General features: G+C 74.5%; 21 protein-coding genes. 11 read left to right on the top strand and 10 right to left on the bottom strand.

The window, feature by feature from the left end; all coding sequences use genetic code 11:
- Positions 1 to 24: 24 nt before the first annotated feature.
- Genes ACFQ8C_RS04800 through ACFQ8C_RS04790 form a run of 3 tightly spaced genes read left to right on the top strand, consistent with a single transcriptional unit; the run spans position 25 to position 2,449 of the window.
- On the top strand, positions 25 to 822 hold the full coding sequence (locus ACFQ8C_RS04800) for an ABC transporter ATP-binding protein (protein ID WP_383452275.1): 798 nt from the start codon (positions 25 to 27) through the stop codon (positions 820 to 822).
- A complete protein-coding gene (locus tag ACFQ8C_RS04795) occupies positions 809 to 1,696 on the top strand; it encodes an ABC transporter permease (protein ID WP_383452273.1) in 888 nt (295 codons plus the stop codon). The genes ACFQ8C_RS04800 and ACFQ8C_RS04795 overlap by 14 nt, the downstream gene beginning before the upstream one ends.
- Positions 1,697 to 1,699: 3 nt before the next feature.
- The gene (locus ACFQ8C_RS04790) at positions 1,700 to 2,449 is read left to right on the top strand and encodes a sirohydrochlorin chelatase (protein ID WP_383452271.1); all 750 of its coding nucleotides are present in this window, start codon (positions 1,700 to 1,702) and stop codon (positions 2,447 to 2,449) included.
- Here the strand turns inward: ACFQ8C_RS04790 and ACFQ8C_RS04785 are convergent.
- On the bottom strand, positions 2,446 to 2,997 hold the full coding sequence (locus ACFQ8C_RS04785; RefSeq protein ID WP_383452270.1) for a DUF1697 domain-containing protein: 552 nt from the start codon (positions 2,995 to 2,997) through the stop codon (positions 2,446 to 2,448). The two genes, ACFQ8C_RS04790 and ACFQ8C_RS04785, sit on opposite strands and share 4 nt — an antisense overlap.
- 194 nt (positions 2,998 to 3,191) lie before the next feature.
- Between ACFQ8C_RS04785 and ACFQ8C_RS04780 the strand changes: the two genes are divergently transcribed.
- Both ACFQ8C_RS04780 and ACFQ8C_RS04775 read left to right on the top strand, forming a co-directional pair.
- Entirely contained in the window at positions 3,192 to 4,049 is an 858-nt protein-coding gene (locus ACFQ8C_RS04780) for an aminoglycoside phosphotransferase family protein (RefSeq protein ID WP_383452269.1), read from the top strand.
- 93 nt (positions 4,050 to 4,142) lie between these two features.
- Positions 4,143 to 4,973 carry an alpha/beta fold hydrolase gene (locus ACFQ8C_RS04775; protein ID WP_383452268.1) on the top strand — a complete coding sequence of 277 codons (831 nt, stop codon included), beginning with the start codon at positions 4,143 to 4,145 and terminating at the stop codon, positions 4,971 to 4,973.
- Between the two features lie 12 nt (positions 4,974 to 4,985).
- Here ACFQ8C_RS04775 and ACFQ8C_RS04770 read toward each other — a convergent pair whose 3' ends face one another.
- The 4 genes from ACFQ8C_RS04770 to ACFQ8C_RS04755 form a co-directional block, all read right to left on the bottom strand.
- On the bottom strand, positions 4,986 to 5,708 hold the full coding sequence (locus tag ACFQ8C_RS04770) for a 3'-5' exonuclease (protein ID WP_383452267.1): 723 nt from the start codon (positions 5,706 to 5,708) through the stop codon (positions 4,986 to 4,988).
- Between the two features lie 89 nt (positions 5,709 to 5,797).
- The gene (locus ACFQ8C_RS04765) at positions 5,798 to 7,084 is read right to left on the bottom strand and encodes an SAV2148 family HEPN domain-containing protein (RefSeq protein ID WP_383452266.1); all 1,287 of its coding nucleotides are present in this window, start codon (positions 7,082 to 7,084) and stop codon (positions 5,798 to 5,800) included.
- Positions 7,085 to 7,192: 108 nt separating this feature from the next.
- Positions 7,193 to 8,512: a copper amine oxidase gene (locus tag ACFQ8C_RS04760; RefSeq protein WP_383452265.1), complete on the bottom strand. Its 1,320-nt coding sequence runs from the start codon at positions 8,510 to 8,512 to the stop codon at positions 7,193 to 7,195.
- A gap of 69 nt (positions 8,513 to 8,581) precedes the next feature.
- Positions 8,582 to 9,442 (bottom strand): Tat pathway signal sequence domain protein, encoded by an 861-nt coding sequence (locus ACFQ8C_RS04755; protein ID WP_383452263.1) that lies wholly within the window; start codon positions 9,440 to 9,442, stop codon positions 8,582 to 8,584.
- Positions 9,443 to 9,579: 137 nt separating this feature from the next.
- On the opposite strand from ACFQ8C_RS04755, the gene glgX reads away from it, so the two are divergent.
- Positions 9,580 to 11,700 carry a glycogen debranching protein GlgX gene (gene glgX, locus ACFQ8C_RS04750; protein WP_383452261.1) on the top strand — a complete coding sequence of 707 codons (2,121 nt, stop codon included), beginning with the start codon at positions 9,580 to 9,582 and terminating at the stop codon, positions 11,698 to 11,700.
- Here the strand turns inward: glgX and ACFQ8C_RS04745 are convergent.
- Positions 11,654 to 12,898, bottom strand: coding sequence for an MFS transporter (locus tag ACFQ8C_RS04745; RefSeq protein WP_383452349.1), 1,245 nt, complete (start codon positions 12,896 to 12,898; stop codon positions 11,654 to 11,656). The genes glgX and ACFQ8C_RS04745 overlap by 47 nt on opposite strands.
- A gap of 165 nt (positions 12,899 to 13,063) precedes the next feature.
- On the opposite strand from ACFQ8C_RS04745, the gene treY reads away from it, so the two are divergent.
- Both treY and ACFQ8C_RS04735 read left to right on the top strand, forming a co-directional pair.
- Entirely contained in the window at positions 13,064 to 15,385 is a 2,322-nt protein-coding gene (treY, locus tag ACFQ8C_RS04740) for a malto-oligosyltrehalose synthase (RefSeq protein ID WP_383452347.1), read from the top strand.
- A gap of 56 nt (positions 15,386 to 15,441) precedes the next feature.
- Positions 15,442 to 15,654 carry a hypothetical protein gene (locus ACFQ8C_RS04735; RefSeq protein ID WP_383452345.1) on the top strand — a complete coding sequence of 71 codons (213 nt, stop codon included), beginning with the start codon at positions 15,442 to 15,444 and terminating at the stop codon, positions 15,652 to 15,654.
- A gap of 67 nt (positions 15,655 to 15,721) precedes the next feature.
- Here the strand turns inward: ACFQ8C_RS04735 and ACFQ8C_RS04730 are convergent, their stop codons facing one another.
- From ACFQ8C_RS04730 to ACFQ8C_RS04720, 3 genes are all read right to left on the bottom strand, one after another.
- The gene (locus ACFQ8C_RS04730) at positions 15,722 to 16,225 is read right to left on the bottom strand and encodes a hypothetical protein (RefSeq protein WP_383452259.1); all 504 of its coding nucleotides are present in this window, start codon (positions 16,223 to 16,225) and stop codon (positions 15,722 to 15,724) included.
- 88 nt (positions 16,226 to 16,313) lie between these two features.
- Positions 16,314 to 17,417, bottom strand: a complete 1,104-nt coding sequence (locus ACFQ8C_RS04725) for a cytochrome P450 (protein ID WP_383452257.1) — start codon at positions 17,415 to 17,417, stop codon at positions 16,314 to 16,316.
- A 155-nt stretch (positions 17,418 to 17,572) separates the two neighbouring features.
- A complete protein-coding gene (locus tag ACFQ8C_RS04720; RefSeq protein ID WP_383452255.1) occupies positions 17,573 to 18,121 on the bottom strand; it encodes an FHA domain-containing protein in 549 nt (182 codons plus the stop codon).
- 186 nt (positions 18,122 to 18,307) lie between these two features.
- Here ACFQ8C_RS04720 and ACFQ8C_RS04715 point away from each other — a divergent pair, with 186 nt between their 5' ends.
- The 3 genes from ACFQ8C_RS04715 (at position 18,308) to ACFQ8C_RS04705 (ending at position 22,440) form a co-directional block, all read left to right on the top strand.
- Positions 18,308 to 19,276, top strand: coding sequence for a GNAT family N-acetyltransferase (locus tag ACFQ8C_RS04715; protein WP_383452253.1), 969 nt, complete (start codon positions 18,308 to 18,310; stop codon positions 19,274 to 19,276).
- 56 nt (positions 19,277 to 19,332) lie between these two features.
- On the top strand, positions 19,333 to 21,084 hold the full coding sequence (gene treZ / locus ACFQ8C_RS04710) for a malto-oligosyltrehalose trehalohydrolase (protein ID WP_383452251.1): 1,752 nt from the start codon (positions 19,333 to 19,335) through the stop codon (positions 21,082 to 21,084).
- Between the two features lie 114 nt (positions 21,085 to 21,198).
- Positions 21,199 to 22,440: a serine hydrolase domain-containing protein gene (locus ACFQ8C_RS04705; RefSeq protein WP_383452250.1), complete on the top strand. Its 1,242-nt coding sequence runs from the start codon at positions 21,199 to 21,201 to the stop codon at positions 22,438 to 22,440.
- Between the two features lie 20 nt (positions 22,441 to 22,460).
- Here the strand turns inward: ACFQ8C_RS04705 and ACFQ8C_RS04700 are convergent, their stop codons facing one another.
- On the bottom strand, positions 22,461 to 23,612 hold the full coding sequence (locus tag ACFQ8C_RS04700) for an aminopeptidase P family protein (RefSeq protein ID WP_383452248.1): 1,152 nt from the start codon (positions 23,610 to 23,612) through the stop codon (positions 22,461 to 22,463).
- Positions 23,613 to 23,714 lie beyond the last annotated feature (102 nt).

The raw sequence follows: 23,714 nt of genomic DNA, 5'->3' as shown, positions 1-23,714 counted from the left end.
GCTGCTACCCAGGAGGTGACGACCATGGCCACGCCCACGACGCTCGCCAAGGCCGAGGACCGCGCGCCCACGACGGGTCACGCCGCGCGCCTCGCGCACGTCTCCAAGTCCTTCGGCGGCCCCGCCGGCGGCCAGCTCGTCCTGGACGACATCTCCCTCGATGTCGCCCCCGGCGAGTTCGTCACCCTTCTGGGAGCCTCGGGCTGCGGGAAGTCCACGCTGCTCAACCTGGTCGCCGGGCTCGACCGGCCGTCCGCGGGGTCCATCGAGACCCCCGGCGGCCGGCCGGCCCTGATGTTCCAGGAGCACGCCCTCTTCCCCTGGCTCACCGCCGGGAAGAACATCGAGCTGGCCCTGAAGCTGCGCGGGCTCCCGAAGCCGGAGCGGCGCCCCGAGGCCGAGCGGCTGCTCGAACTGGTCCGGCTCGGCGGTTCGTACGGCAAGCGGGTCCACGAGCTGTCCGGCGGCATGCGGCAGCGCGTGGCGCTGGCCCGTGCCCTCGCGCAGGCCAGCGACCTGCTCCTGATGGACGAGCCGTTCGCCGCGCTCGACGCCATCACCCGAGACGTCCTGCACGACGAGCTCACCCGTATCTGGCGGGAGACGAACCTCTCCGTCCTCTTCGTCACCCACAACGTGCGCGAGGCCGTGCGGCTGGCCGAGCGCGTCGTCCTCCTCTCCTCCCGGCCCGGCCGGATCGCCCGGGAGTGGACCATCGACATCCCTCAGCCGCGCCGTATCGAGGACGCCGCCGTGGCGGAACTGTCCGTCGAGATCACCGAAGAACTGCGTGGGGAGATCCGCCGCCATGGCCAGCACTGAGACCACCGTCCGCAAGGGCGACGACCTCGCGGGCCTGGAGGCCGGGCTCGACGCGCTGGACAGCGTGCAGATCAGCCGTACCCCGCTGCGCGAGGTGCTGCTCAGGAAGGTGCTGCCGCCGGTCCTGGCGGTCGTGCTGGTCGTCGCGGTCTGGCAGCTGCTCGTCACCCTGGAGGTCGCCGACGAGGGCAAGCTGCCCTCTCCCGGCGCGGTCTGGGACAGCCTGACGACGATGTGGCTGGAGGGCACCCTCCTGGAGGTGCTGTGGACCAGCGTCTCCCGCGCGCTCCTCGGCTTCCTGTTCGCCCTGGCGATCGGCACCCCGCTGGGGCTGCTCGTCGCCCGGGTGGGCGTGGTCCGCACGGCGATCGGCCCGATCCTGGCCGGCCTCCAGTCGCTGCCGTCGGTGGCCTGGGTGGCGCCGGCGGTGCTGTGGCTGGGCCTCAACGACTCGATGATGTTCGCGGTGATCCTGCTCGGTGCCGTCCCGTCCATCGCCAACGGCCTGGTGGCCGGCGTGGACCAGGTGCCGCCGCTCTTCCTGCGGGCCGGGCGGACGCTCGGCGCGACCGGGCTCAAGGGCGCCTGGCACATCGTGATGCCGGCCGCGCTCCCGGGCTACCTCGCGGGCCTCAAGCAGGGCTGGGCGTTCTCCTGGCGCTCGCTGATGGCGGCCGAGATCATCGCCTCCTCCCCCGACCTGGGCCTCGGCCTCGGCCAGCTCCTGGAGAACGGCCGCAACAACTTCGACATGCCGGGGATCTTCCTCGCGATCTTCCTCATCCTGCTCGTCGGCATCGCGATCGACCTGCTCTTCTTCAGCCCGCTGGAGCGCGCGGTGCTCCGCCGCCGCGGCCTGCTCGTGAAGGCCTGACCCATGCGCACGTCCCCGTCCCTCCTCGTGATCGCCCACGGCAGCCGCGACCCGCGGCACGCGGCGACCGTCCAGGCGCTGGTGCGCCGGGCCGGCGCGCTGCGGCCTGGGCTGCGGGTGGAGACCGCGTTCCTGGACTTCAACCTGCCCTCGGTGGCGGGCGTCCTGGACCGGCTCGCCGCCGAGGGGGTACGGGACGTGGTGGCGCTCCCGCTGCTGCTGACCCGGGCCTTCCACGCGAAGGCCGACGTCCCCGCCGTCCTGCGCCAGGCCCCCGCGACCCTGCGGATCCGGCAGGCGGAGGTCCTGGGCCCCTCTCCGCTGCTCCTCGCGACGGTGGAGCGGCGCCTGTACGAGGCCGGGCTCACGCCCGGCGACAAGAGCACCACCGGGGTCGTCCTGGCCTCGGCGGGCTCCACAGACCCGGAGGCGATCGCGGCGATCGCAGAAACGGCGCGGGAGCTGCGGCGCACCGGTTGGTGCTCCGTGCGACCCGCGTTCGCCTCCGCATCCCTTCCCCGGACCGAGGACGCGGTGCGGGCCCTGCGCGCCGAACCGGGCGTCCGCCGGGTCGCGGTGGCCCCGTACGTGATCGCCCCGGGCCGCCTCCCGGACCGCATCGCCGCCGGCGCGGCCGGCGCGGACGTGCTCGCCGACGTCCTCGGCTCCTCCCCCGAACTGGCCGCCCTCCTCGTGGAGCGGTACCGGGAGGCGGTCCGCGCCCCGGAGCGGCTGGCGGTCGCGGCCGGCTAGCCGGCGGTCATCTCCACCAGCTTGCGGACCGTGTTCCAGTTGCGGGCGGTGGCCACCAGGCCCTTGTTCAGGGACGGGCGCAGCACGGCCTCGGCGAGCTTGGAGCGGCCGAGGCCGTCCGGTGTGTAGAGGTACATCACGCGGTCGCCGAGGGCGAAGGACTCGGGGCGGTGGGCCTCGGTGTCGACGGCGGCGAAGCGGTCGGGGGCGACCGGGGCCGAGTAGTAGACGGCGTGCAGCTGCTTGCCCTCCAGGTCCCCGGCGGGGAAGGGGCAGGCCTCGGCGACGGCGGCCAGGTAGGCGCCGTCGCGGACCAGGCAGTCGCAGGTGAATCCGAGGCGCCGCTCGATCTCCCGCTCGACGGCGGCGGCGAGGGTGTCCTCCGGGGTGTCCTCGTCCGTCGAGAAGACGGCGTTCCCGCTCTGGAGGTAGGTGCGTACGTCGCCGTGGCCGAGGCCTTCGAGGAGTGCGCGCAGCTCGGCCATCGGCAGCTTGCGGCGGCCGCCCACGTTGATGCCGCGGAGGAGGAGCGCGTACGTCGTGGTCATGCGGTCCACCTTAGGGGCCACCGCGCCTCGTGGGGGGCGGCGCGGTGGCTGGTCCGAACCCTTCCCGATGGGTGGGCGGGAACGGAAGGGCCGTCACGCATCTGTGACTTATAAAACAAGGTTTCGTAATGACGGGGGGCGTGGCCGGGGGTGGGAGACTTCGGGCACACGTACCACCGGGTAGGGAGAGAGTGATGGACGAGGCGAGGGCGCGGGAGATCCTGGCCGCTGCGGGGCTTCCGGCCGGCGGGGCGCGGCTCCTGGCGCTGGGCGAGAACGCGGTCTTCGCGGTGGACGGTCTGGTCGTGAAGGTGGGCCGGTCCGCCGAGCTGTTCGGGCGGGCGGAGCGCGAGGTGGCGCTGGCCGGCTGGCTCGCGGAGGCCGGGGTGCCGGCGGTGCGGGCCGCGGAGAAGGAGCCGCGCCTGGTCGAGGGCCACCCGCTGACCTTCTGGCACCCGCTGCCGGAGGCCGTCCGGCCCGCCGAGCCGCGGGACCTGGCGCCGCTGCTGCGGGCGGTGCACGCGCTGCCCGAGCCGACCGGCCTGAGCCTGCCCCGGCGCGAGCTCCTCGGCGGGGTGGAGCGGTGGCTGCGGCTGGCCGGGGACGCGATCGACCCGGCGGACGCCGCCTTCCTGCGGGAGCGGCGGGACGCCTTCGCCCCGGCGGCGGCGGCACTCGCCCCGCGCCTGGCTCCCGGCCCGATCCACGGCGACGCCCTGCCCCGCAACGTCCAGGTGGGTCCCGACGGGCCGGTCCTGATGGACCTGGAGACCTTCTCCTCCGATCTGCGCGAGCACGACCTGGTGGTCCTGGCGCTCTCCCGGGACCGGTACGGGCTGGACCCGGCCGCCTACGACGCCTTCACCGAGGCGTACGGCTGGGACGTGCGGGAGTGGGAGGGGTGCGCGGTGCTGCGCGGGGCGCGGGAGACCGCGAGCTGCGCCTGGGTGGCCCAGCACGCGCCGCACAACGCGAAGGCGCTCGCCGAGTTCGAGCGGCGGGTGGCGTCGCTGCGGGAGGGCGATCCCGAGGTCCGCTGGTACCCCTTCTGACCGGCGCCCGCCTCCCTACCGACTGGTACGCGTTCCGCCCGGGCTGCCATCATGGGCCCCTGGTGAACCGGCCGACGGGAACGGGGTGTTGTGATGCGCGTACAGCTGTCCGAGGTGGGTCTGGACGTCGAGGTGAGCGGTGAGGGGCCGGCGGTCCTGCTGCTCCACGGCTTCCCCGACAGCCATGTGCTGTGGCGCCATCAGATCCCGGCGCTGAACGACGCGGGCTTCCGGACCATCGCGCCGACCCTGCGCGGCTTCGGCGGCTCGGACCGTCCGGAGGGCGGCCCGGAGGCGTACCACCCGGCCAAGCACGTCGGCGACCTGCTCGAACTCCTCGCCCGGCTGGACGTGGACCGCTTCCACCTGATCGGCCACGACTGGGGCTCGGGCATCGCCCAGGGGCTGGCCTCGGTGGTGCCGGAGCGGGTGCGCGGCCTGGGCCTGCTCTCGGTGGGGCACATCGCGGCGATCCGGGGCGCGGGCTGGGAGCAGAAGCAGCGCTCCTGGTACATGCTGCTCTTCCAGCTGGCCGGGCTGGCGGAGGAGTGGCTGTCGCGGGACGACTTCGCGCAGCTGCGGGAGATGCTGGCCGAGCACCGGGACGCCGAGTCGGTGGTCGAGTCGCTGCGGGCGCCGGGGGCGCTCACGGCCGCTCTGAACATCTACCGCTCGGGGCTCCCGGCGGAGGCGCAGTTCGGCCCGGAGCTTCCGGCGACGCCGCTGCCGGCCGGGGTGCCGGTGATGGGGGTGTGGTCCACCGGGGACCGTTTCCTCACCGAGCGCTCGATGGCGCGGACGGGCGAGCTGGTGACCGGTTCCTGGCGGTACGAGCGGGTCGAGGAGGCGGGGCACTGGCTCCAGCTGGACCAGCCGGAGGCCGTGAACGAGCTGCTGCTGTCCTTCCTCAAGGAGCACGCCTGAGGCCCGCCCCCGTCAGGGGGTGACAGCCGCCGGCTCGCCGCGCAGCGGCCACACCGGGTCGACGACCGCGTCCGGGTCGCCCTTGCGCCGCAGGAAGTCCTGGAAGTTCTCGGCCCAGGCGCGGTACCAGCCGATCTGCCGCTCGTGCAGTTCGGCCGGGTCGAGCGCGGCCACCCGCGGGTGGCGGGCGGCTATCGCGAGGGCGACCCGGACGGCGGCGAGGGCGTCGGCGGAGGCCTGGTGGGCGCTGGTGAGCTCCACGCCGTACTCGCCGCAGACCGCTTCCAGGGTGCGCTTGCCGCGCCGGTAGCGGTCGACGGCGCGGTCGATGGTGTAGGGGTCGAGGACGGGGCCGATGGCGCCGCCCATGCGCTCGGCGAGCGAGGGCAGTCCGTGCCGGCGCAGCTCGGCGGAGAGCAGGGTGAGGTCGAAGGAGGCGTTGTACGCGACGACGGGGACGCCCTGGGACCAGTAGCCGGTCAGGGTCTCGGCGACCTCGTCGGCGACCTCGCGGACCGGGCGGCCCTCGGCGGCGGCGCGCTCGCTGCTGATGCCGTGGATGGCCGCGGCCTGCTCGGGGATGGGGACACCGGGGTCGGCGAGCCAGTCCCGCTGCCGGACCACCGCGCCGCGGTGGACGCCCACGACCGACGCGGTGACGATGCGGGATTCGAGCGGGTCCGTCCCGGTCGTCTCCAGGTCGAAGCCGACCAGTGGTTCCCCATGCCAGGCCATCGGGTCCTCCTTACGTGATCTCCCCCGTTGGTGCTGTCACCCTCGCACGCGCCACTGACAACGCCGCCGTGGGGTGCGGGGGCGGGGGGTCAGGAAACGGGGCGGGAGTCGAGCCAGACGGACTCGAACTCCTCCCGGTAGGTCTCGAAGAGGCCGTGGTCCGCGTCACGTCCGGGGGTGTCGTGGCGGACGACGGTCCGGCCGCCGCCGCGCAGGACGAGGACGGGCGCCTCCATGCCGCGGGCCCTGCGGAGGTAGGACTGGACGACGCCGACGCCGTCGGGTCCGTCGCCGTCGACGAGGTAGGCGGTGAAGCGGGGGGTCTCGTCGAAGACGTGGATCTGGAAGGCGTCGGGGTCGCGGAGCTTGGAGCGGACCCGCCGCATGTGCAGGATGTTCATCTCGACGGAGCGGCTCAGCTCGCCCTTGCGGATGCCGAGCTCCCGCTCGCGGCGCTTGACGGCGCTGCTGGCGGGGTTGAGGAAGAGGAGCCGTATCCGGCAGCCGGACTCGGCGAGACGGACCATCCGGCGGCCGGAGAAGTTCTGCACGAGCAGGTTCAGGCCTATGCCGGTGGCGTCGAGGCGGCGGGCGCCGCCGAAGAGGTCCTCGGCGGGCAGCTGGCGCTGGAGCCGGACCCGGTCGGGGTGGACGGAGACGACGTCGGCGTACCGGTCGCCGACGAGGTCCTCGACGGCGTCGACGGGGAGCCGGTCGGCGGAGGGGACGCCGGCACCGCTGCCGAGGATCTCCAGGATGCGGGCGGAGGCCCGTTCGGCCTGGGCGAGGACGGTGGGCGAGAGGGCCCGGTTGCGGGAGACGACGTTGCGGGTCACCTCCAGTTCGTCGAGGGCGAGCTCGACCTCGCGCCGGTCGTCGAAGTAGGGCTCGAAGCAGGGCCAGTGCTGCACCATCAGCTCGCGGAGCTGGGGCAGGGTGAGGAAGGAGAGGACGTTGTCGTCGGCGGGGTCGAGGAGGTAGCCCTTGCGGCGGGAGACCTCGCGGACGGCGACGGCCCGGCGGACCCACTCCTGGCCCGCCGGGCCGGCCGCGGCGACCACCCACTCGTCGCCGTGGACCGGCTCGTAGACGGGTCTGAGGACGGCGGCGACGACGGCCCGCATCCGCTGTTCGACGAGATTGAGCCAGATGTAGGCGCGGCCGGCGCGCTGGGCGCGGGTGCGGACCTCGCTCCACGCCTCGGCGCCCCAGTCGAGCTCGGCGCCGATCTCCACGGGGCGGGCCACCGGGACCACCCCGGGGGGCGCGGCCGGGCCGGGAGGGAGGATCACCGTGGGCGGCGCCTCCCCGAGGTCGGCCGGTCCCCCCTCGTGACCCGCGTCACCTGGGGGCAGCTCAAGGCCTCCCGAGCTCACCCGCGCACCGCCTTCTGCTCTGGACGCCCGTCCCGATTCTTCCGACAAGATCAAGGAAGGGTACTCCGCGAGCGGGAGGCGGTGCAGCAGGATCGGTCGGCCGCTTGCTCAACTCGGGGTGTCCGGCTGTCCGTTCTGGGAGGCGAGATCGGCCGGAGTGAGGGGATTCATTGCGGTTACGTCCCTGGGGGCGAGCTGGAAGCCCTGCCAGTGGACGGGCATGGGCTGCTGGTCCTCGTCCCGGGCGATGTGGTGGAACCCGATGTTGACCCACACGGTCGGTTTGGTCAGGGTCTCCCCGTTGACCCATGTGTCCACGCTGTCGCCGGCGCCGGCCGGGCAGTTGCCGATGTTGTTGCTGGCGTACTGCTCGCAGGCGCGGGCCTGGGTGAAGTAGACGTCGTGCCGGGTGAAGCCGCGGCCGGCGTGGGTGTCGGTGTGGCCGGGGACGATCTCGTAGCTCCGGGCGTGGCCGTCGGCGTTCTTGCCGGTGCCGCTGACCACCCGCCACCAGCGCATGTTCTTCGCGTCGCCGGCGAGTTCCCTGGTGACGGCGGTGCGCTTGGTCTTCACCGTGGGGCTGCCGTCGCCGGCGGGCGGGGTGACGGTGGAGTCGTACTGCTCGACGCGGTCCCTGCCGCCGTCGAGGCCGAAGTCGAGCTTCCAGAAGACGTTGTGGGCATGGCTGGTGGCGTAGCCCCGGGCGTCCTTGCCGATGGGCCAGCCGCGGCCGTCGGTGGCGTTGTAGTCGACGGGCGAGAGGCTGCCGGTGGCCCCGACGTTGGCGCCGACGGTGCCGTCGGCGGAGAAGCGCCACTCGGAGATGTACTCGTACCAGCCGACCTTGTTGACGGTGTAGACGAGCAGGTCCTTGGCCTGGGCCTGGTAGACGCCGGCGCCGGTGTCGCTGGCCATGCGGTAGGCGTGGCCGCGGGCGCGGGTGGTGGTGCAGAGGCCCTTGACCGTGCCGACCTCGGGGACCTTGACGGAGGAGAGGGTGCCGCCGGGGCATTCGGCGGGCTTGAGGTCCTGGAGGCCCCAGCCGAAGCCGGCGCCGGTGAGGTCGTCGTACTCGGCGCCGCCGTCGTCGTAGGGCACGTGGATCTGGGCGAGCCGGGCGGTGGTGAGCACCTTGACCGGGGCGCCGCCGGGCGGCTGGTAGGTGACCCGGTCGAGGATCAGGCCGGCGTCGGTGCTGTAGCGCCAGCACATGTCCCAGGTGGCGCCGCCGTCGAGCTTCCGGGTGATGCGGTACGCCGGTGAGCAGGCGGCCGAGACGGGCGGGCGGGGCTGGAGGGTGGGCCGGGGTCCGGGCGGCGGCGGGGTCGGCGCGGCGGGCGCGGCGGCGGCGGTCGCGGTGCCGAGGAACGCGGTGGCCGCGAGGGCGGCGAGGATCCCCCGGACTCGCCGGTGGTGCGGGTGGGTCATGCGGTCGTACTCCTTGCGTGCGGGCCCCGGTCGCGCGGGGGCGGGTGGCGGAACGGCGGGCGGCGGTGGTCAGCCGACGCGGACGACGTTCCTCGCGGAGAGGTCGACGATCAGGTTCCGGGTGTCGATCCAGGCGCCGTTGCGGACCTTGGTGACGAGCCGGACGCAGCGGTGTTCGCCGCAGCGGGAGAGCGCCTCGGGGACGTTCTTCTCGCGGTGGGTGCGGTAGACGTCGCCGTTGAACCAGAGCTGGTCGGCGCTGCGCAGTTCGGTGCCGGTGGCGTCCCGGTAGTCCTCCTTGACGCCCTGGCCGAGCGGGCTCGCGAGGATCAGCCCGAGGGCCGCGCGCAGCTCCTCGGGGTGGGCCGAGGGCTGCACCCCGCGCCGGGCCGAGGTGGCCTCGACCTTGCCGGTGGCCAGGTCGACGGTGCGGGTGACGAGCTCGTCGCGGGCGTAGTCGTAGAAGCGGACCTGGGCGCGGCGGGCGGCCTCCCGGCCGGGGGCCGGGTCGGCGAGTTCGGTGCCGAGGTGCTGCGGCCGGCCCCGGTCGCCGTCGACGTCCTGGCGGGCGGCGCCGTCGGCCGGGCCGAACGCGAGCGTCCGGGCCCGCTCCAGTTCGGCGTCGGTGAGCGGATCGGTGCCGGTGCCCTTGTCGCCCTCGGCGGCGGCCGGGGCGACGGTGGCGGGGGCGAGCGCGGCGGCCCCCCGGCCGCCCGTTCCCTCCGCGCCCCCGGCGCCGTCCGTCCCGCGCGGGCCGTCCGCCGCGGCGGTCCCGGACGCGCCGGGCGTTCCGGCGGCGCGGCCGGCGGGGGTGGGCTCGGCCCCGGCCGCGCCCGGCAGGCTGATCGCGACCGCGACGGCGGTCCCCGTCACCGCCATGGCCGCTCCGGCCACCACCTTCCCCAGGTGGCGGCGCACTATTTCGTACACATTTCCCCCTCTATCCCCCGCTTGGTCTGCGGTCACCCAGTAGGACGGGGCGAGTTCCTGGGAGGTTGCGCATCTTTCGGGCAGGATCTGGCCGAAGAGCACACCCGAACCCGGACAGAAGAGGAAGATTCATATCCATGCAGGTCTGGCCGGGACAGGCGTACCCCCTGGGCGCCACCTATGACGGAGCGGGCACCAACTTCGCGGTCTTCTCGGAGGCGGCGCACCGCGTGGAACTGTGTCTCATCGACGACGACGGCACGGAGACGTCCGTCGAACTGCGCGAGACGGACGCCTTCGTCCGCCACGCGTACCTGCCCGGCGTGATGCCGGGGCAGCGGTACGGCTTCCGGGTCCACGGGCCGTACGCGCCGGAGCGCGGGCTGCGGTGCAATCCGGCGAAGCTCCTCCTCGATCCGTACGCGCGGGCGATGTCGGGCTCCGTCGACTGGGGCGAGGCGGTGTACGGGTACCCCTTCGGGCGCCCGGACGCCCGCAACGACCTGGACTCGGCGGGGCGGACGATGACCTCGGTGGTGGTGAACCCGTACTTCGACTGGGGCGACGACCGGCGGCCGCGCACCGAGTACCACCACACGGTGATCTACGAGGCCCACGTGAAGGGTCTGACCAAGCTCCACCCGGACCTTCCGGAGGAGCTGCGCGGCACCTACGCGGGGCTCGCCCACCCCTCGGTCATCGGGCACCTGAAGGAACTGGGCGTCACCGCGCTGGAACTGATGCCGGTCCACCAGTTCGTCAACGACCACCGGCTCGTCGACGCGGGGCTCTCGAACTACTGGGGCTACAACACCATCGGCTTCTTCGCCCCCCACAACGCCTACGCCTCCTGGGGCGACCGGGGCCAGCAGGTGCTGGAGTTCAAGTCGGCGGTACGGGCGCTGCACCAGGCGGGCATCGAGGTCATCCTCGACGTGGTCTACAACCACACGGCCGAGGGCAACCACCTGGGTCCGACGCTCTCCTTCCGCGGCCTGGACAACCCGTCGTACTACCGGCTGGGCGACGACCCCCGCTACTACACGGACACCACCGGCACCGGGAACTCCCTCCTCATGCGGTCCCCGCACGTGCTCCAGCTGATCATGGACAGCCTGCGGTACTGGGTGACCGAGATGCACGTGGACGGTTTCCGCTTCGACCTGGCGGCCACCCTGGCCCGCCAGTTCCACGAGGTGGACCGGCTGTCGTCCTTCTTCGACCTGGTGCAGCAGGACCCGGTGGTGAGCCAGGTGAAGCTGATCGCGGAGCCGTGGGACGTCGGCGAGGGCGGCTACCAGGTGGGCAACTTCCCGCCGCTGTGGACCGAGTGGAACGGCAAGTACCGGGACTGCGTCAGGGACCTGTGGCGCGGCGAGCCGCGCACCCTGGCCGAGTTCGCCTCCCGGCTGACCGGTTCCTCGGACCTCTACCAGGACGACGGGCGGCGCCCGCTGGCCTCGGTCAACTTCGTGACCTGCCACGACGGTTTCACGCTGCGCGACCTCGTCTCGTACCACGACAAGCGCAACGAGGCCAACGGCGAGGGCAACCGGGACGGCGAGAGTCACAACCGCTCGTGGAACTGCGGTGCGGAGGGGGAGACCGACGACGTCGGGATCAACGAGCTGCGGGCCCGCCAGATGCGCAACTTCCTCGCCACGCTGATGCTGTCGCAGGGCGTTCCGATGCTCAGCCACGGCGACGAGTTCGGCCGGACCCAGGGCGGCAACAACAACGCCTACTGCCAGGACGGCGAGGTGTCCTGGGTGCGGTGGCCGAAGGAGAACAGCGAGGCGGAGGCGGTGCTGCTGCGCTTCACCCGGGCGATGGTACGGCTCCGCCGCGAGCACCCGGTCTTCCGGCGGCGCCGCTTCTTCCACGGCCGGCCGGTGGAGGGGACCCACGACGAGCTCACCGACATCGCCTGGTTCACCCCCGAGGGCGAGGAGATGACGGCCCGCGACTGGCAGGCCGCGCACGCCCGGGCGCTGACCGTCTTCCTCAACGGCAACGCGATCTCCGAACCGGGCACGCAGGGCGAGCGGATCGCCGACGACTCCTTCCTGCTGATGTTCAACGCCTCCTCGCAGGAGCTGGGGTTCGCGGTCCCGGACAGCCACGGCCGGTGCTGGCGGACGGTGGTGGACACCTCGGAGCCGGAGGGGATGCCGCCGCTGGAGGGGCCGGAGATCGTGGCGGGCGAGCGCGTCACCCTCGCGCCGCTGAGTCTGACCGTGCTGCGCCGGCCGGCGTGAGCACCCCGCGCGGCGCTCCGGTCCGTACGGTCCAGGAGAGCGCCGCGCAGGCCACGGCCGCCCCCACCGCCACCGCGAAGGCGGCGGGGGCGCCGTGCTGTTCGGCCAGCCGCCCGGAGAACGCCAGGGCGAGGGCCTGGCCGCCGACGATCCCGCTGGTGAGGAAGGCCATGGACTCGGCGAGCCGGCCGGCCGGGACGGCCCGCTCGGTCAGCGCGAAGACCGTGATGAGGTGCGGGGCGTAGGCGGCGCCGAGCACGGTCACCACCGCGTAGAGCCCGGTGAGGGAGTCGACCGCGAGCAGCGGCAGGGAGAGCAGGACGAGTCCGGCGGTCGCGGTCCGCCAGCGCGTGGTGAGTCCGATCCGGGCGGGCAGCGCGGCGAGCGAGAGACCGACGGCGGCGCTCATCACGCCCATCGCCGCGTAGACGAGCCCGGCCTGGGCGGGGGCGCCGAGGCCGGCGGTGAGCGCGGTGATCCCGGCCTGGGAGGCACCGAACATGGCGCCCTGGAGGACCATCGTCACCCGGAGGGCGTAGGCGGAGCCGGGCAGCCGCGTCCGTTCGGCGGCGCCCGTCCGGGTGGCGCGACCGCCCGGTGCGGGGGCGAGGGCGCGGGCGGTCGGGTGGAGCGCGAATCCGGTCCCGCAGAGGGCGAGGAGCAGGGCCGCGCCGAGCAGGGCCGCGCCGGGGTGGGCGAGGGCGGCGGCGAGGCCGACGAGCGCCGGGCCGAGGACGAAGGACACCTCGTCGAGGGTGCCCTCGAAGGAGAGGACCGCGCCGACGGTCCGGTCGTCGGCGCCGGCCCGGCGGGCGAGCGCCACCGAGCGGGTCCGGGCGAGCGGCCCGATCTGCGGCACGGTCGCCCCGGCGAGCAGGGCCAGCGGCACGAGGAGTCCGGTGGGCGCCCCGGCCACGGCGGCGAGGACCAGGGCGGCGACGGCCAGGGCGTTGGCGAGGGAGGCGGCGAGGACGGGACCGCGCTGGCCGCGCCGGTCCGCGAGCCGGCCGAGGAGCGGACCCGCGACGGTCTGCCCGGCGGCCAGCGCGCCGCCGACGAGCCCCGCCGTGGCGAGCGAACCGCTGGTCTCCGCGACCAGCAGCACGCTGCCGAGCTGGCACATCGCGGTGGGCAGCCGGCCGAGGAAGGAGAGGACCGGAAGGGCGGGGCCGAGCAGGGAGAGGGTGTCGCGGTACATCCGGAGCATCGGCCGAAAGTAACGCGATACCCCCGAACGGGTGCATCGGGCGATGACACGGAAGCTTCCGTACGGGGTACGTACGTTCGCATGACGCCCAACCCGTCCGCGCCCGACCCGTCCGCGCCCGACCCGTCCGCGCCCCCGCCGTCCTCCGTCGGCCCCGTGGTGCCCACCGCCACCTACCGGCTCCAGCTCCAGCCCGCGTTCCCCTTCGCCGCCGCCGAGCGGGTGGTGCCGCACCTCGCCGGTCTCGGCGTCTCCCATCTGCACCTCTCCCCCGTCCTGGAGGCGGTGCCCGGTTCCGCCCACGGGTACGACGTCACCGACCACCGGTCGATCCGGGCCGAGCTGGGCGGCGAGGCCGGTCTGCGGTCGCTCGCCGCCACCGCCCGCGCGCACGGACTCGGCCTGGTGGTGGACCTGGTGCCCAACCACATGGCGGCCTCCCCGCGCCACAACCACGCGCTGCGGGAGGTGCTGCGGCACGGCCCGGACTCCCCGTACGCCCGCTGGTTCGACGTCGAGTGGACCGCCGGGGACGGCAGGATGCTGCTGCCCGTGCTGCCCGCGCGGCTCTCCGAGGTACGCGACCGGCTGCGGGTCGAGGACGGCGTGCTCCGCCTGGACGGGCAGGAGTTCCCGCTCCGGCCCGGCACCGAGGAACTGCCGCTGGACCGGCTCCTCGACCGCCAGCACTACCGCCTGGCCTGGTGGCGGCTGGCCCGCACCGAGCTCGGCTACCGGCGCTTCTTCACCGTCTCGGACCTCATCGGGGTACGGGTGGAGGACCCGGAGGTGTTCCGGGAGACCCACGCGACGATCCTGCGGCTCGTCGCCGACGGGGTGATCGAGGGGCTGCGCATCGACCACCCGGACGGACTCGCCGATCCGCAGGGGTACCTGGAGCGGCTCTCGGCGGCGACCGGGGGCCGGTGCTGGACCGTGGTCGAGAAGATCCTCACCGGGGAGGAGACCCTGCCGGCCGCCTGGCCGGTGGCCGGCACCACCGGCTACGACGCCCTCCGGCTGGTCGACGGCGTCCTCACCGATCCGCGGGGTGCCGAGGAACTCACGGCGCTCTACCGGGAGTTCACCGGGCGCTCCGCCGACCGGGGCGGGGAGTGGGAGGCGACCGCCCGGCGCGCCGGGTACGAGGTGGTGCGGCACGACCTGGCGGCCGAGACGGCCACGCTGACCCGGGCGGCGGTCCGGCTCTGCGACGCCGACCCCGCGCTGCGGGACCACGCGCCCTGGGCGCTGCGGACCGCGATCGAGGAACTCCTGGTCCGGGTACCGGTCTACCGCCCCTACCGGACCGGCGCCGAGGAGGTGCTCACGCCGGAGGCCGCCCGTGGCGCGCGGGCGGCGTTCGCCGTACCGGAGGAGGGCGCCGCGGTGGACGCCGTACGGGGGCTCGTCCTCGGCGTCCACGGCGACTCGCCGGAACACCGGGCGTTCCGGGCCCGGTTCGCGCAGACCTCCTCGGCGCTGCGGGCCAAGTCCACCGAGGACACCGCCTTCTACCGGTACGCCCCGCTGCTCTCGGCCAACGAGGTCGGCGGCGACCCGGGCCGGCCCGCCGTCGGGGTCGCGGAGTTCCACGCGGCCTGCGCCCGGCTCGCACGCGACTGGCCGGCCACCGGCACGGTCCTCACCACCCATGACACCAAGCGCAGCGCCGACGTGCGGGCGGCCATCGCGGTCCTCGCCCAGCGCCCGGACGTGTGGGCCGGGCTGCTCGCCGAGGTCGCCGGGGTCCCGGCGCCGGACCCGCACCTCGCCTGGACGGCCTGGCAGACCGCGTTCGGCTTCGGCACGCCGGACCCGGAGCGGATCGGCCCCGCCGTGCTCAAGGCCGTACGGGAGGAGGGGCTGCGGACCTCCTGGACCGAGCAGGACCCGGCGTACGAGCGGGCGGTGGCCGACTTCACGGCCGCCGGGCCCGGTCGGGTGCCGCTGCGGGCGGCGTCCGAGGCGGCGTTCGCCCTGGAGCCGCACGTGCGGGCCCACGCGGACGGCGCGGCCCTGGTCCAGCTGACCATGCCGGGCGTGCCGGAGCTGTACCAGTCGACCGAGCGGGAGTACCGGGCGCTGGTCGACCCCGACAACCGGACGCCCTACGCGCCGGGGCCCGACGACGGCCGGACCGCGCTGGTGCGGGCCGCGCTGCGGCTGCGCCGGGAGCGCCCGGCGGCCTTCGGACCCGGCGGCGACTACGCGCCGCTCGCCGCCGAGGGTCCGGCGGCCGGGCACTGCCTCGCCTTCGCCCGGTCGGGGGAGGTGGTGACCGCGGTGACCCGGCTGTCGCTGCGGCTCGCGGAGGAGGGCGGCTGGCGGGACACCGAGCTGGTGCTGCCGGAGGGGCGGTGGGCGGATGTCCTGGACGGGGTAAGGGAGTTCACGGGGGGTCCGGAGAGCGAGCTGAAGCTGGCGGAGCTCTTCGCCGACCGGCCCGTCGCGCTCCTCGCGCGGATCACGGAGTGACCGCATACTGACGGGGAGCGGATCCACGCTCGACGAGAGGGGGGAAGACCGTGGCCATGTGGCTGCTGTTCGGGGTCCTGGGGAGCGTCGTCGTCCTGCTGATCGTGGTGCTGCTGCGCCGGGGACGGTCCGGCACCGAGAACGCGGAGGGCCTGCGCATCGAGGAGCAGGCCCGTCTTCAGGCGTCCCAGGACCGGGTCTCGTACAACGCCTTCGCCGTGCACAACGCCCCGCCGAACCAGAGCGACGCCTACCGGCGTCGCTCCTGACGCGGGAGCCGGAGGACCGGAGCCGGGAGAGGGTCACGGGCCGCACGGCCCGTGACCCGTCCGCCGGTCAGATCCGGCTGGCGCGGGTGACCTCGCACTTGGTGTACTCGGAGCCGTCGCCGGTGCCCGGGTACGGGGTGGTCAGCTCGGCGCTCGCGGAGGCGCCCGCGGTGACCGCGATGCCGGTCTTGACGGCGGTGGCCGGGACCGCGCCGCTGCCGGTGAACTTCATGGTGACGCTGTAGTCGTAGTCGAGCGCGCCGTCGTTCTTGACCGTGATCCGGGCGGTCAGGTTCTTCGTGGCCGCGTCGTAGGCGCACTTGTCGATGGTGACGTCGCGGGAGGCCTTGTCGGCGCTGCCGCCACCGCCGGGCAGGGAGCCGCCCGACGTGCCGTTGCCGTCGCTGTCGTTGTCGCTGTGGCTGCCGCTGCCACCGGAGCTGGAACTGGAGCTGGAGCTGGAACCGGAGCTGCTGTTGTCGCAGCCGCCGCCGTGGGAACCGCGGGCGCCGGTGAGGGCGAAGACGGCGATGCCGAAGACGGCGACCGCGCGGGCATGACGAAGCTTCACGTGTTTCTATCCCCGTTGGAAGTGGTTCATCAGAAGGGCTCGCTTGACGAGCGCACGTCACCCTAGCAGCGGGGCGGGACCTGTCGTCTCAGCCGTTCGGCCGGACGAGGAGCGTGCGCGGGGCACGGGTGATCAGACCGGTCGGCACCGGACGGAAGCCGTCCGCGAGGCGCAGCCGGGGCATCGCCTCGAAGAGCGCGCGGAGTCCGTACTCGGCCTCCAGGCCGGCCAGGATCACCGCCGGGCAGAAGCCGGAACCGTACGTGAGCTGGCCGGGGTCGTCGCGGAGCGGGTCGAAGCGGTCCGGCTCGCGGAACCGCTCCGGGTCCCGCCCGGCCGCGCCGACCAGCAGCGCCACCGAGGAGCCTCCCGGCAGGATCCCGCCGCTCACCCGCACGTCCTCCCGGGTGCGCCGGACGGCGATCTGCACCGGCGGGTCGCGGCGCAGCGACTCCGTCCACGCCCGGGCCACCAGGGCCGCCGGGGCGTCCCGCAGGGCGGCGACCTGGTCGGGGTCGGCGAGGACGTTGCCGAGGAAGGAGGCCAGCGCCTTCTCCCGTACGGCGATCTGGCCGCCGCACTCGCCGGCGAGCGCGGTCGCGGCCCGGCCCCTGACCAGCCGCATCATGTCCCGGTAGGGGACTCCGACGGCGGCGGCGACGGTCCCCGCGGGCAGCCAGTGGCAGAAGTCCGCGACCAGGTCGGCGCGCGGCCGGTCGGCGATCCGCCGGGCCAGCACGTAGGCGGTGCGCTCCGCGACGGACCGCAGCTCGGCGAGGTCCACGTCGACGTGGGCGCGGGAGCAGGCCGGGTCGCCGGGCCGGTGGCCGTGGGTGAAGCGGGTGTCGGTGAGAGCGGTGGCGACGTCCGCGTACCGGCTCAGCACCCAGGCCCGCAGCAGCGGGTCGTAGGTGAGCGGGAACTCCTCGCGGAGCCGGCGGTGCACGGGGTGCGGGTCGAGGGCGGCGCCGGGATCCAGCGGACTGGGCGCGACGGTCCGCCCGCCGGGTGGCAGGGGCGGCCCCGCGGCGGGGTCGGCGACGCTCCGCACCAGGCCGGGCGTGCCCCCGGCGGACCCCGCGCCGGGCGCCGTGGCGGGCAACCGCCGCCAGAGCGCCGTGATCCGCGGGGCCCGGGCGGCGGCCGGGGGCGGGGGCTGGTGGCTCGTCTCGTGGTTCGGCTCGTCGTGCATCGCGTCGCGCCCCCAGTCGTTCGGCTCGTTCGGCGGTGACTGCCGCGGCCGGGATGCTGGCGCGCGTCCCCCCAGCCCACCATCCACGGCCCCGCACCGCCCGCCGCGTACCGCCGAACGGGTGAGGCGGCACCGCTCTGACCAGGGCCGGGCCGTCAGTCGACGGAGAGGCGGAAGGTCATCTCGCCGAAGCCGACCACGTCCCCGGCCCGCACCACGACCGCGCCGACGACCCGGCGGCCGTTGACGGTCGTGCCGTTGGTGGAGCCCAGGTCGCGCAGGACCCAGAGGCCGCTCTGGAGGGAGAGCTCGGCGTGCAGCCGGGAGGCCGTCTCGTGGCTGAGGCGGAGGCCGTTCACCGGGTCGCGGCCGATGCGCAGCGGGTACGGGCCCGGCTGCGGCAGCAGCAGCTTCGGGAGCCGTTCGGAGTGCCAGGCCCGGCCTATGCGCGCGGTGAACGCCGACATCCGCTCGACCGCGCCGACCACCCGCCGGGTCCAGGTGCCCTCGCTGCGCAGGTCGGCGGTGAGTACGGCGAGTTCGTCGGGGCGGCGGGCCTGGAGGGCCCGCTCCATCCGGAAGAGGAAGGTGTCGTGCGAGAGGCGGCCCTGTGCCGCGCCGTCCCGGAGCAGGACCAGCGCACGGTCCCGCTCGGCGTCGGTCAGCCGGGGGGAGTGCGCCGGGGGCTCGTAAGGGGTCGTCACACCGTGATTGTCCGGGTGCCCGGGCCGGGCTGTCCAGAAGCCTCCCGTACCGGGGACGCACCAGGTACGTACCGGGGACGCGCCCATGACGCGGCGGCTCCCGGACGAAAATCCCGCCGCCGTGTCACAAGATCACTGCTACGGTCTGCGGGCTTCGATCAAACGTACCCATGGGGGAACCACCGTATGACCGACGACCTCGTCGTCCGCCCGCTCGCCGGGCCCGAGGAGCTGGACCTGTTCCTCGGCCTCCGTTACACGCTCGACCACGAACTCGCCGACGACCTCGGCACCGGCCGCCGCCGCCCCGACTGGCTGTGGGTGGCCCTCCGCGACGGCCGGCTGCTCGGCCGGATCGCCTGGTGGACCAACAAGGACGGGGGCGAGCCGCTCGCCCTCGACTTCTTCGACCTCGACCCGGAGCTCCCGGCCGGGGAGGCGGCGGAGGTGGGCCGGCGGCTGCTGGCCACCGCCATGGCCGCCGTCGTCCCGGCGGGCACCGTGCCGCCGGAGTACAACCGCTACCTGCCGCCCGACTGGCGCGAGGTCCCCGAGACCCGCGACCGCGTCGAGCTGCTGCTCTCCCTCCTGGCGGAGACGGGCGCCCGGCCGCTGGTCGAGCGGCTGCGCCTGGAGTGGCTGCCGGGCACCCCGGTGGCGGCGCCCACCGGCCGGCTGGTGTTCCGTCCGGTGCGGGACCGCGAGGACCTGCTCGCGCTGATGACACCGGTGATGGAGGGCACGCTCGACGCCCACGGGCAGGCCGACCTGGGCGAGGGCCTCTCGCTGCGGGAGGCCGCCGAGCGCCACTACGACGAGGAGTTCCCGCACTACACCTCGCCGCGCGAGTGGTGGCAGGTGGCCGAACTGCCGGACACCGGCGAGGCGGTCGGCTTCGTGGTCCCGGCCCGCAACAACTACAACCCGATCATCGCGTACATCGGGGTGCTCCCCGCCCACCGGGGCCGGGGCTACATCGACGAGATCCTCGCCGAGGGCACCCGGATCCTGGCCGAGGCCGGGATGCCGCGCGTCCGGGCCGCCACCGACCTGGGGAACGTGCCGATGGCGGCCGCCTTCGGCCGCGCCGGGTACGTGAACTTCCAGCGCCAGGTCGACTACGTGTGGGACGCGCCGGGCGCGTCGCGGTCCTGACTGCCAGGATGGGAGCGACGTAGCCGACCGTACCGACGTCTGCGAGGAGAACCGCCGTGCTCTTCGAGGTCTGGGCGCCGCACGCCCGCGACCGGGTGACCCTGGAGCTGAACGGCGCCGGGCACCCCCTCGACCGGGACCCCCTGAGGGACGGCTGGTGGACCGGCACCGTGCCGGCCGCCGACGGCGACCGGTACGGCTTCCGCCTCGACGACGGACCCGTCCGGCCCGATCCGCGCGGCCGCAGGCTGCCGGACGGGCCGGACGGGCTCAGCGCCGTCGTCGACCACGCGGCCCACACCTGGCTGCACGAGCCGCCCCGGCTGCGGCTGCGCGGCGCGGTCCTGTACGAGCTCCACGTCGGCACCTTCACCCCGGAGGGCACCCTCGACGCGGCGGCGGCCCTGCTCGGGGAACTGGCCGGGCTCGGCGTCACCCATGTGGAGCTGATGCCGCTCTGCCCCTTCCCCGGGGTGAACGGCTGGGGGTACGACGGGGTGGCGCCGTGGGCGGTGCACGAGCCGTACGGCGGTCCGGCGGCGCTCAAGCGCTTCACGGACACCGCGCACGGCCTCGGCATGGCCGTGGTCCTCGACGTGGTCCACAACCACCTGGGTCCGTCCGGCAACCATCTCCCGTCCTTCGGGCCGTACTTCACCGACACCCACCACACCCCGTGGGGCGCGGCGGTGAACCTGGACGCGCCCGGCTCCGACGAGGTGCGGGCGTACCTCGTCGGCAGCGCCCTCGCCTGGCTGCGGGACTACCGGATCGACGGGCTGCGGCTCGACGCGGTGCACGCGCTCGCCGACGACCGGGCCCTCACCTTCCTGGAGGAACTCTCCGCCGCCGTCGACGAGTTGGCGAAGGAGCAGAGCCGGCAGCACTTCCTGGTCGCCGAGTCCGACCTGGCCGACCCGCGCTCGACCACGCCGCGCTCGCTCGGCGGCCTCGGGCTGCACGCGCAGTGGAACGACGACTTCCACCACGCCCTGCACACCGCGCTGACGGGTGAGGCCCAGGGCTACTACGCGGACTTCGCGCGCGCCCCGATGGCCGCGCTCGCCAAGACCCTCACCCGGGTCTTCTTCCACGACGGCACCTGGTCGTCCTTCCGGGGCCGGCACCACGGCCGCCCGGTCGACCGGGAGCGCACCCCCGCCCACCGCTTCCTGGGCTACGCCCAGACCCACGACCAGATCGGCAACAGGGCCCTGGGCGACCGCCTTTCGGCCTCCCTCTCCCCCGGGCTGCTCGCCTGCGCGGCGGCACTCGTCCTCACCGGTCCGTCGGTGCCGATGCTCTTCATGGGCGAGGAGTGGGGCGCCCGGACGCCCTGGCAGTACTTCACCGACCACACCGACCCGGAGCTCGCGGAGGCCGTACGGCGGGGCAGGCGGCGGGAGTTCGCGGCGCACGGCTGGGACGAGGGCGAGGTGCCCGATCCGCAGGATCCGGCGACCCGGGACCGCTCGGTCCTGGACCGCGCGGAGCGCGAGCGCGACCCGCACCGGCGGATCCTCGCCTGGCACCGTGAGCTGATCGCCCTGCGCCGCACCCTGCCGGACCTGACCGACCCGGACCTCGGCGGCGTGAAGGTCGCCTTCGACGAGGAGGCCCGCTGGCTGGTCTTCCGGCGCGGCGACGTCCGGGTGGCGGTCAACCTGGCCTCCCGGCCGGCCGCGATCCCCCTCGGCTCCAACGGCCGCGACCGCGTCCTGGCCGCCTGGGAACCGACCGAGCCGCCCGCCCGCGACGGCCTGCTGCGCCTGGCCCCCGAATCGGCGGTGGTCCTGGCGGACGGCTGACCCGGGCCGGCCCCGGCGGCCGGCTGGGCCGCACGGGCCACGGACGGGCTCCACATGGGCGCACGGCCGGAGTGTTCCGGGCGGGCGGGGGCCGCGCGCGGCCATAGTGCCCGCATGACACCCCGCACCCCCTCCCGCCGTCCTGCCCGTCCCCGGGTCCGGGCGGCGGTGCTCGGCGCCGCGCTGCTGGCGCTCGTCCTGCCGTCGACCGCCGTCTCCGTTCCCGCGGGGGCCGCTCCCCGGCACGGGGAGGAGGCGTGCGCGCGGACGCCCGAACCGCTCTCCGGGGACGCCCGGCGCGTGCTGGACGTCGCGCGGAAGGCCAGGAAGGACCTGCGGCTGAACGCCGTGCTGCTGCGGGTGACGGTGGACGGGCGGGAGCTCGTGACCGGGGCGCTCGGCGAGTCCATGACGGGTGTGCCGGCCGAGCCGGACATGCACTTCCGGGCCGGCTCCGTGGCCTTCGCCCACATCGGGACGGCCCTGCTGCGGCTGGTCGAGCAGCGCCGGGTGCGGCTCGACGACACGGTGGAGCGCTGGCTGCCGGAGGTCCCGAGGGCCCGCGAGATCACCCTGCGGATGCTGGCGAACAACACCTCGGGCCTGCACGACTACGTCACCGACCCGGCGTTCGGCGCCGAGCTCACCCCGCACCCCTTCAAGCAGTGGACTCCCGACGAGCTGCTCGCCTTCCCGTTCAGTCACGACTTCTGGTACGACCCGGGCACCAACTGGAGCTACTCGCACGCCAACTACCTGCTGCTGAGCCGGGCCCTGGAGCGGATCACCGGCACCCGCATCGACCGCCTGGTGCGGGAGCTGGTGACCGGACCGCTGGGGCTGCGCGAGACCCGGAACTCCTTCACGCCCGAGATCCCGGCCCCGGTCCTGCACGCCTTCACCTCGGACCGGGGCTTCTACGAGGAGTCCACCTTCTGGAACCCCTCGTGGACCACCGGTCCTGGCGCCGTCATCACCAGCACCGTCTGCGACATGGCCCGCTCGGCCCAGGGCATCGGCAGCGGCGAGCTGATCGGCCCGCGCTCGTACCGCGTCCTGCTCGACCCCGGCACGGTCGGCCTCGGCACGCCGACGAGCACGTGCCCGGCCACCATCTGCCTGAAGCAGACCGAGGAGCGGCACTTCGGGCTGGGTGTGATCGTCTCCGGCGGGTGGCTGCTCCAGAACCCGTCCTTCTCCGGCTACGCGGCCCTCCAGGCGTACCTGCCGTCGAAGAGGCTGGCGATCGCGGTCTCGGCGACGAAGACGGCGACGACCGCCGACGGGAACATGGCGCAGGAGGTCGCCGGCCGGATCGCCGCCGCGCTCGCCCCGGAGGACCCGCTGGTGCCGTGACCCGGCCCGCCCGGCCGCCGCTACCCGACGATCGCCATCTCGTGCGGGGTGGCGTTGAAGCGGCGGCCGGTGCCGTCCTCGGTCATCGTCACGATGTCCTCGATGCGGACGCCGAAGCGGCCGGGGAGGTACACGCCCGGTTCGATGGAGAAGCACATGCCGGGGACGACCGGACGCTCCTCGCCCTCGATCATGTACGGCGGCTCGTGGGTGGTGACGCCGATGCCGTGGCCGGTGCGGTGGATGAAGTACTCGCCGTAGCCGGCGTCCGTGATCACCTTGCGGGCCGCGCGGTCCACGTCCTGACAGGCGATGCCGGACCGCACGGCCTCGAAGCCGGCCTGCTGGGCCTCCCGGACCAGGTCGTGGACCCGGCGCTCCTCGTCGGTGGGCTCGCCGACGTGGACGGTCCGGGTGGTGTCGGAGCCGTAGCCGTGCTTGAGCCCGCCGAAGTCGAGGACGACCATGTCGCCGCGCTCGATGACGCGCTCTCCGGCCTCGTGGTGCGGGTTGGCGCCGTTGGGGCCGGAGCCGACGACGGTGAAGTCGACCTGCGAGTGGCCGAACTCCATGAGCAGCCGGGCGAGGTCCGCCGCGACCTCGGTCTCGCGGCGGCCCGCGAACCGCACCTTCAGGATCTCGCCGTACGCCCGGTCGGCGGCGGCCCCCGCGGCGGCGATCCTGGCGAGCTCGTGCGCGTCCTTCACGGCCCGCAGCATCGGCAGGGCCTCGGTGAGGGAGACGTACGAGGTCCCCGGCAGCGTCCGCTGGAGGCCGAGGAGGTGCATCGCCCAGGCGTTGTCGCTGACGCCGAAGCGCCCGGCGGCGTCGAGGAGCGGGGCGGTGACGGCGTACGGGTCCTTGCCGTCGGTCCAGTCGCGGAGGGTCAGCGCGGGCGCGCCGACGGCCTTCTCCGCGTCGGGCGCCTCCAGGGTGGGGACGACGAGGACCGGGTCCGCGCCGGGGGCGAGGACGAGGACGGTGAGCCGCTCGGTGATCGCGGTCGGCTGGTAGCCGGTGAGGTAGACCAGGTCGGGGCCGGGGGCGACGAGCACCCCGGCGAGTCCGGCGTCGGCGGCGGAGGCGGCCGCGCGGTCCATCCGGGCCCGGTAGTCGTCGGCGGTGAAGGGGGTGGGGGCGTCACCGGCTGCGTCGGCGGGGGCGGTCGGCATGGGGTCTCCTTCGCGGCGGCGGGCGGGCGGTCGTCCTCCAGCATCCTGCCCGTCCCCACCCGCCGCCGCGACCGCGCGGCGACCGGCCGGCGGCCCGTCGGC

Origin of the sequence: Streptomyces sp. NPDC056503 (genome assembly GCF_042794995.1) — a bacterium.
In the GTDB taxonomy this organism is placed as follows: domain Bacteria; phylum Actinomycetota; class Actinomycetes; order Streptomycetales; family Streptomycetaceae; genus Streptomyces.
The sequence above is the reverse complement of the archived record's forward strand: the minus strand, read 5'-3'. Positions and strand labels throughout refer to the sequence as shown.

Bases quoted from the DNA above. Each gene is read 5' to 3' on its own strand.
- ACFQ8C_RS04800 (WP_383452275.1), top strand. From the start codon at position 25: ATGGCCACGCCCACGACGCTCGCCAAGGCCGAGGACCGCGCGCCCACG.
- ACFQ8C_RS04795 (WP_383452273.1), top strand. From the start codon at position 809: ATGGCCAGCACTGAGACCACCGTCCGCAAGGGCGACGACCTCGCGGGC.
- ACFQ8C_RS04790 (WP_383452271.1), top strand. From the start codon at position 1,700: ATGCGCACGTCCCCGTCCCTCCTCGTGATCGCCCACGGCAGCCGCGAC.
- ACFQ8C_RS04785 (WP_383452270.1), bottom strand. From the start codon at position 2,997: ATGACCACGACGTACGCGCTCCTCCTCCGCGGCATCAACGTGGGCGGC.
- ACFQ8C_RS04780 (WP_383452269.1), top strand. From the start codon at position 3,192: ATGGACGAGGCGAGGGCGCGGGAGATCCTGGCCGCTGCGGGGCTTCCG.
- ACFQ8C_RS04775 (WP_383452268.1), top strand. From the start codon at position 4,143: ATGCGCGTACAGCTGTCCGAGGTGGGTCTGGACGTCGAGGTGAGCGGT.
- ACFQ8C_RS04770 (WP_383452267.1), bottom strand. From the start codon at position 5,708: ATGGCCTGGCATGGGGAACCACTGGTCGGCTTCGACCTGGAGACGACC.
- ACFQ8C_RS04760 (WP_383452265.1), bottom strand. From the start codon at position 8,512: ATGACCCACCCGCACCACCGGCGAGTCCGGGGGATCCTCGCCGCCCTC.
- glgX (WP_383452261.1), top strand. From the start codon at position 9,580: ATGCAGGTCTGGCCGGGACAGGCGTACCCCCTGGGCGCCACCTATGAC.
- ACFQ8C_RS04745 (WP_383452349.1), bottom strand. From the start codon at position 12,898: ATGTACCGCGACACCCTCTCCCTGCTCGGCCCCGCCCTTCCGGTCCTC.
- ACFQ8C_RS04735 (WP_383452345.1), top strand. From the start codon at position 15,442: ATGTGGCTGCTGTTCGGGGTCCTGGGGAGCGTCGTCGTCCTGCTGATC.
- ACFQ8C_RS04725 (WP_383452257.1), bottom strand. From the start codon at position 17,417: ATGCACGACGAGCCGAACCACGAGACGAGCCACCAGCCCCCGCCCCCG.
- ACFQ8C_RS04715 (WP_383452253.1), top strand. From the start codon at position 18,308: ATGACCGACGACCTCGTCGTCCGCCCGCTCGCCGGGCCCGAGGAGCTG.
- ACFQ8C_RS04705 (WP_383452250.1), top strand. From the start codon at position 21,199: ATGACACCCCGCACCCCCTCCCGCCGTCCTGCCCGTCCCCGGGTCCGG.
- ACFQ8C_RS04700 (WP_383452248.1), bottom strand. From the start codon at position 23,612: ATGCCGACCGCCCCCGCCGACGCAGCCGGTGACGCCCCCACCCCCTTC.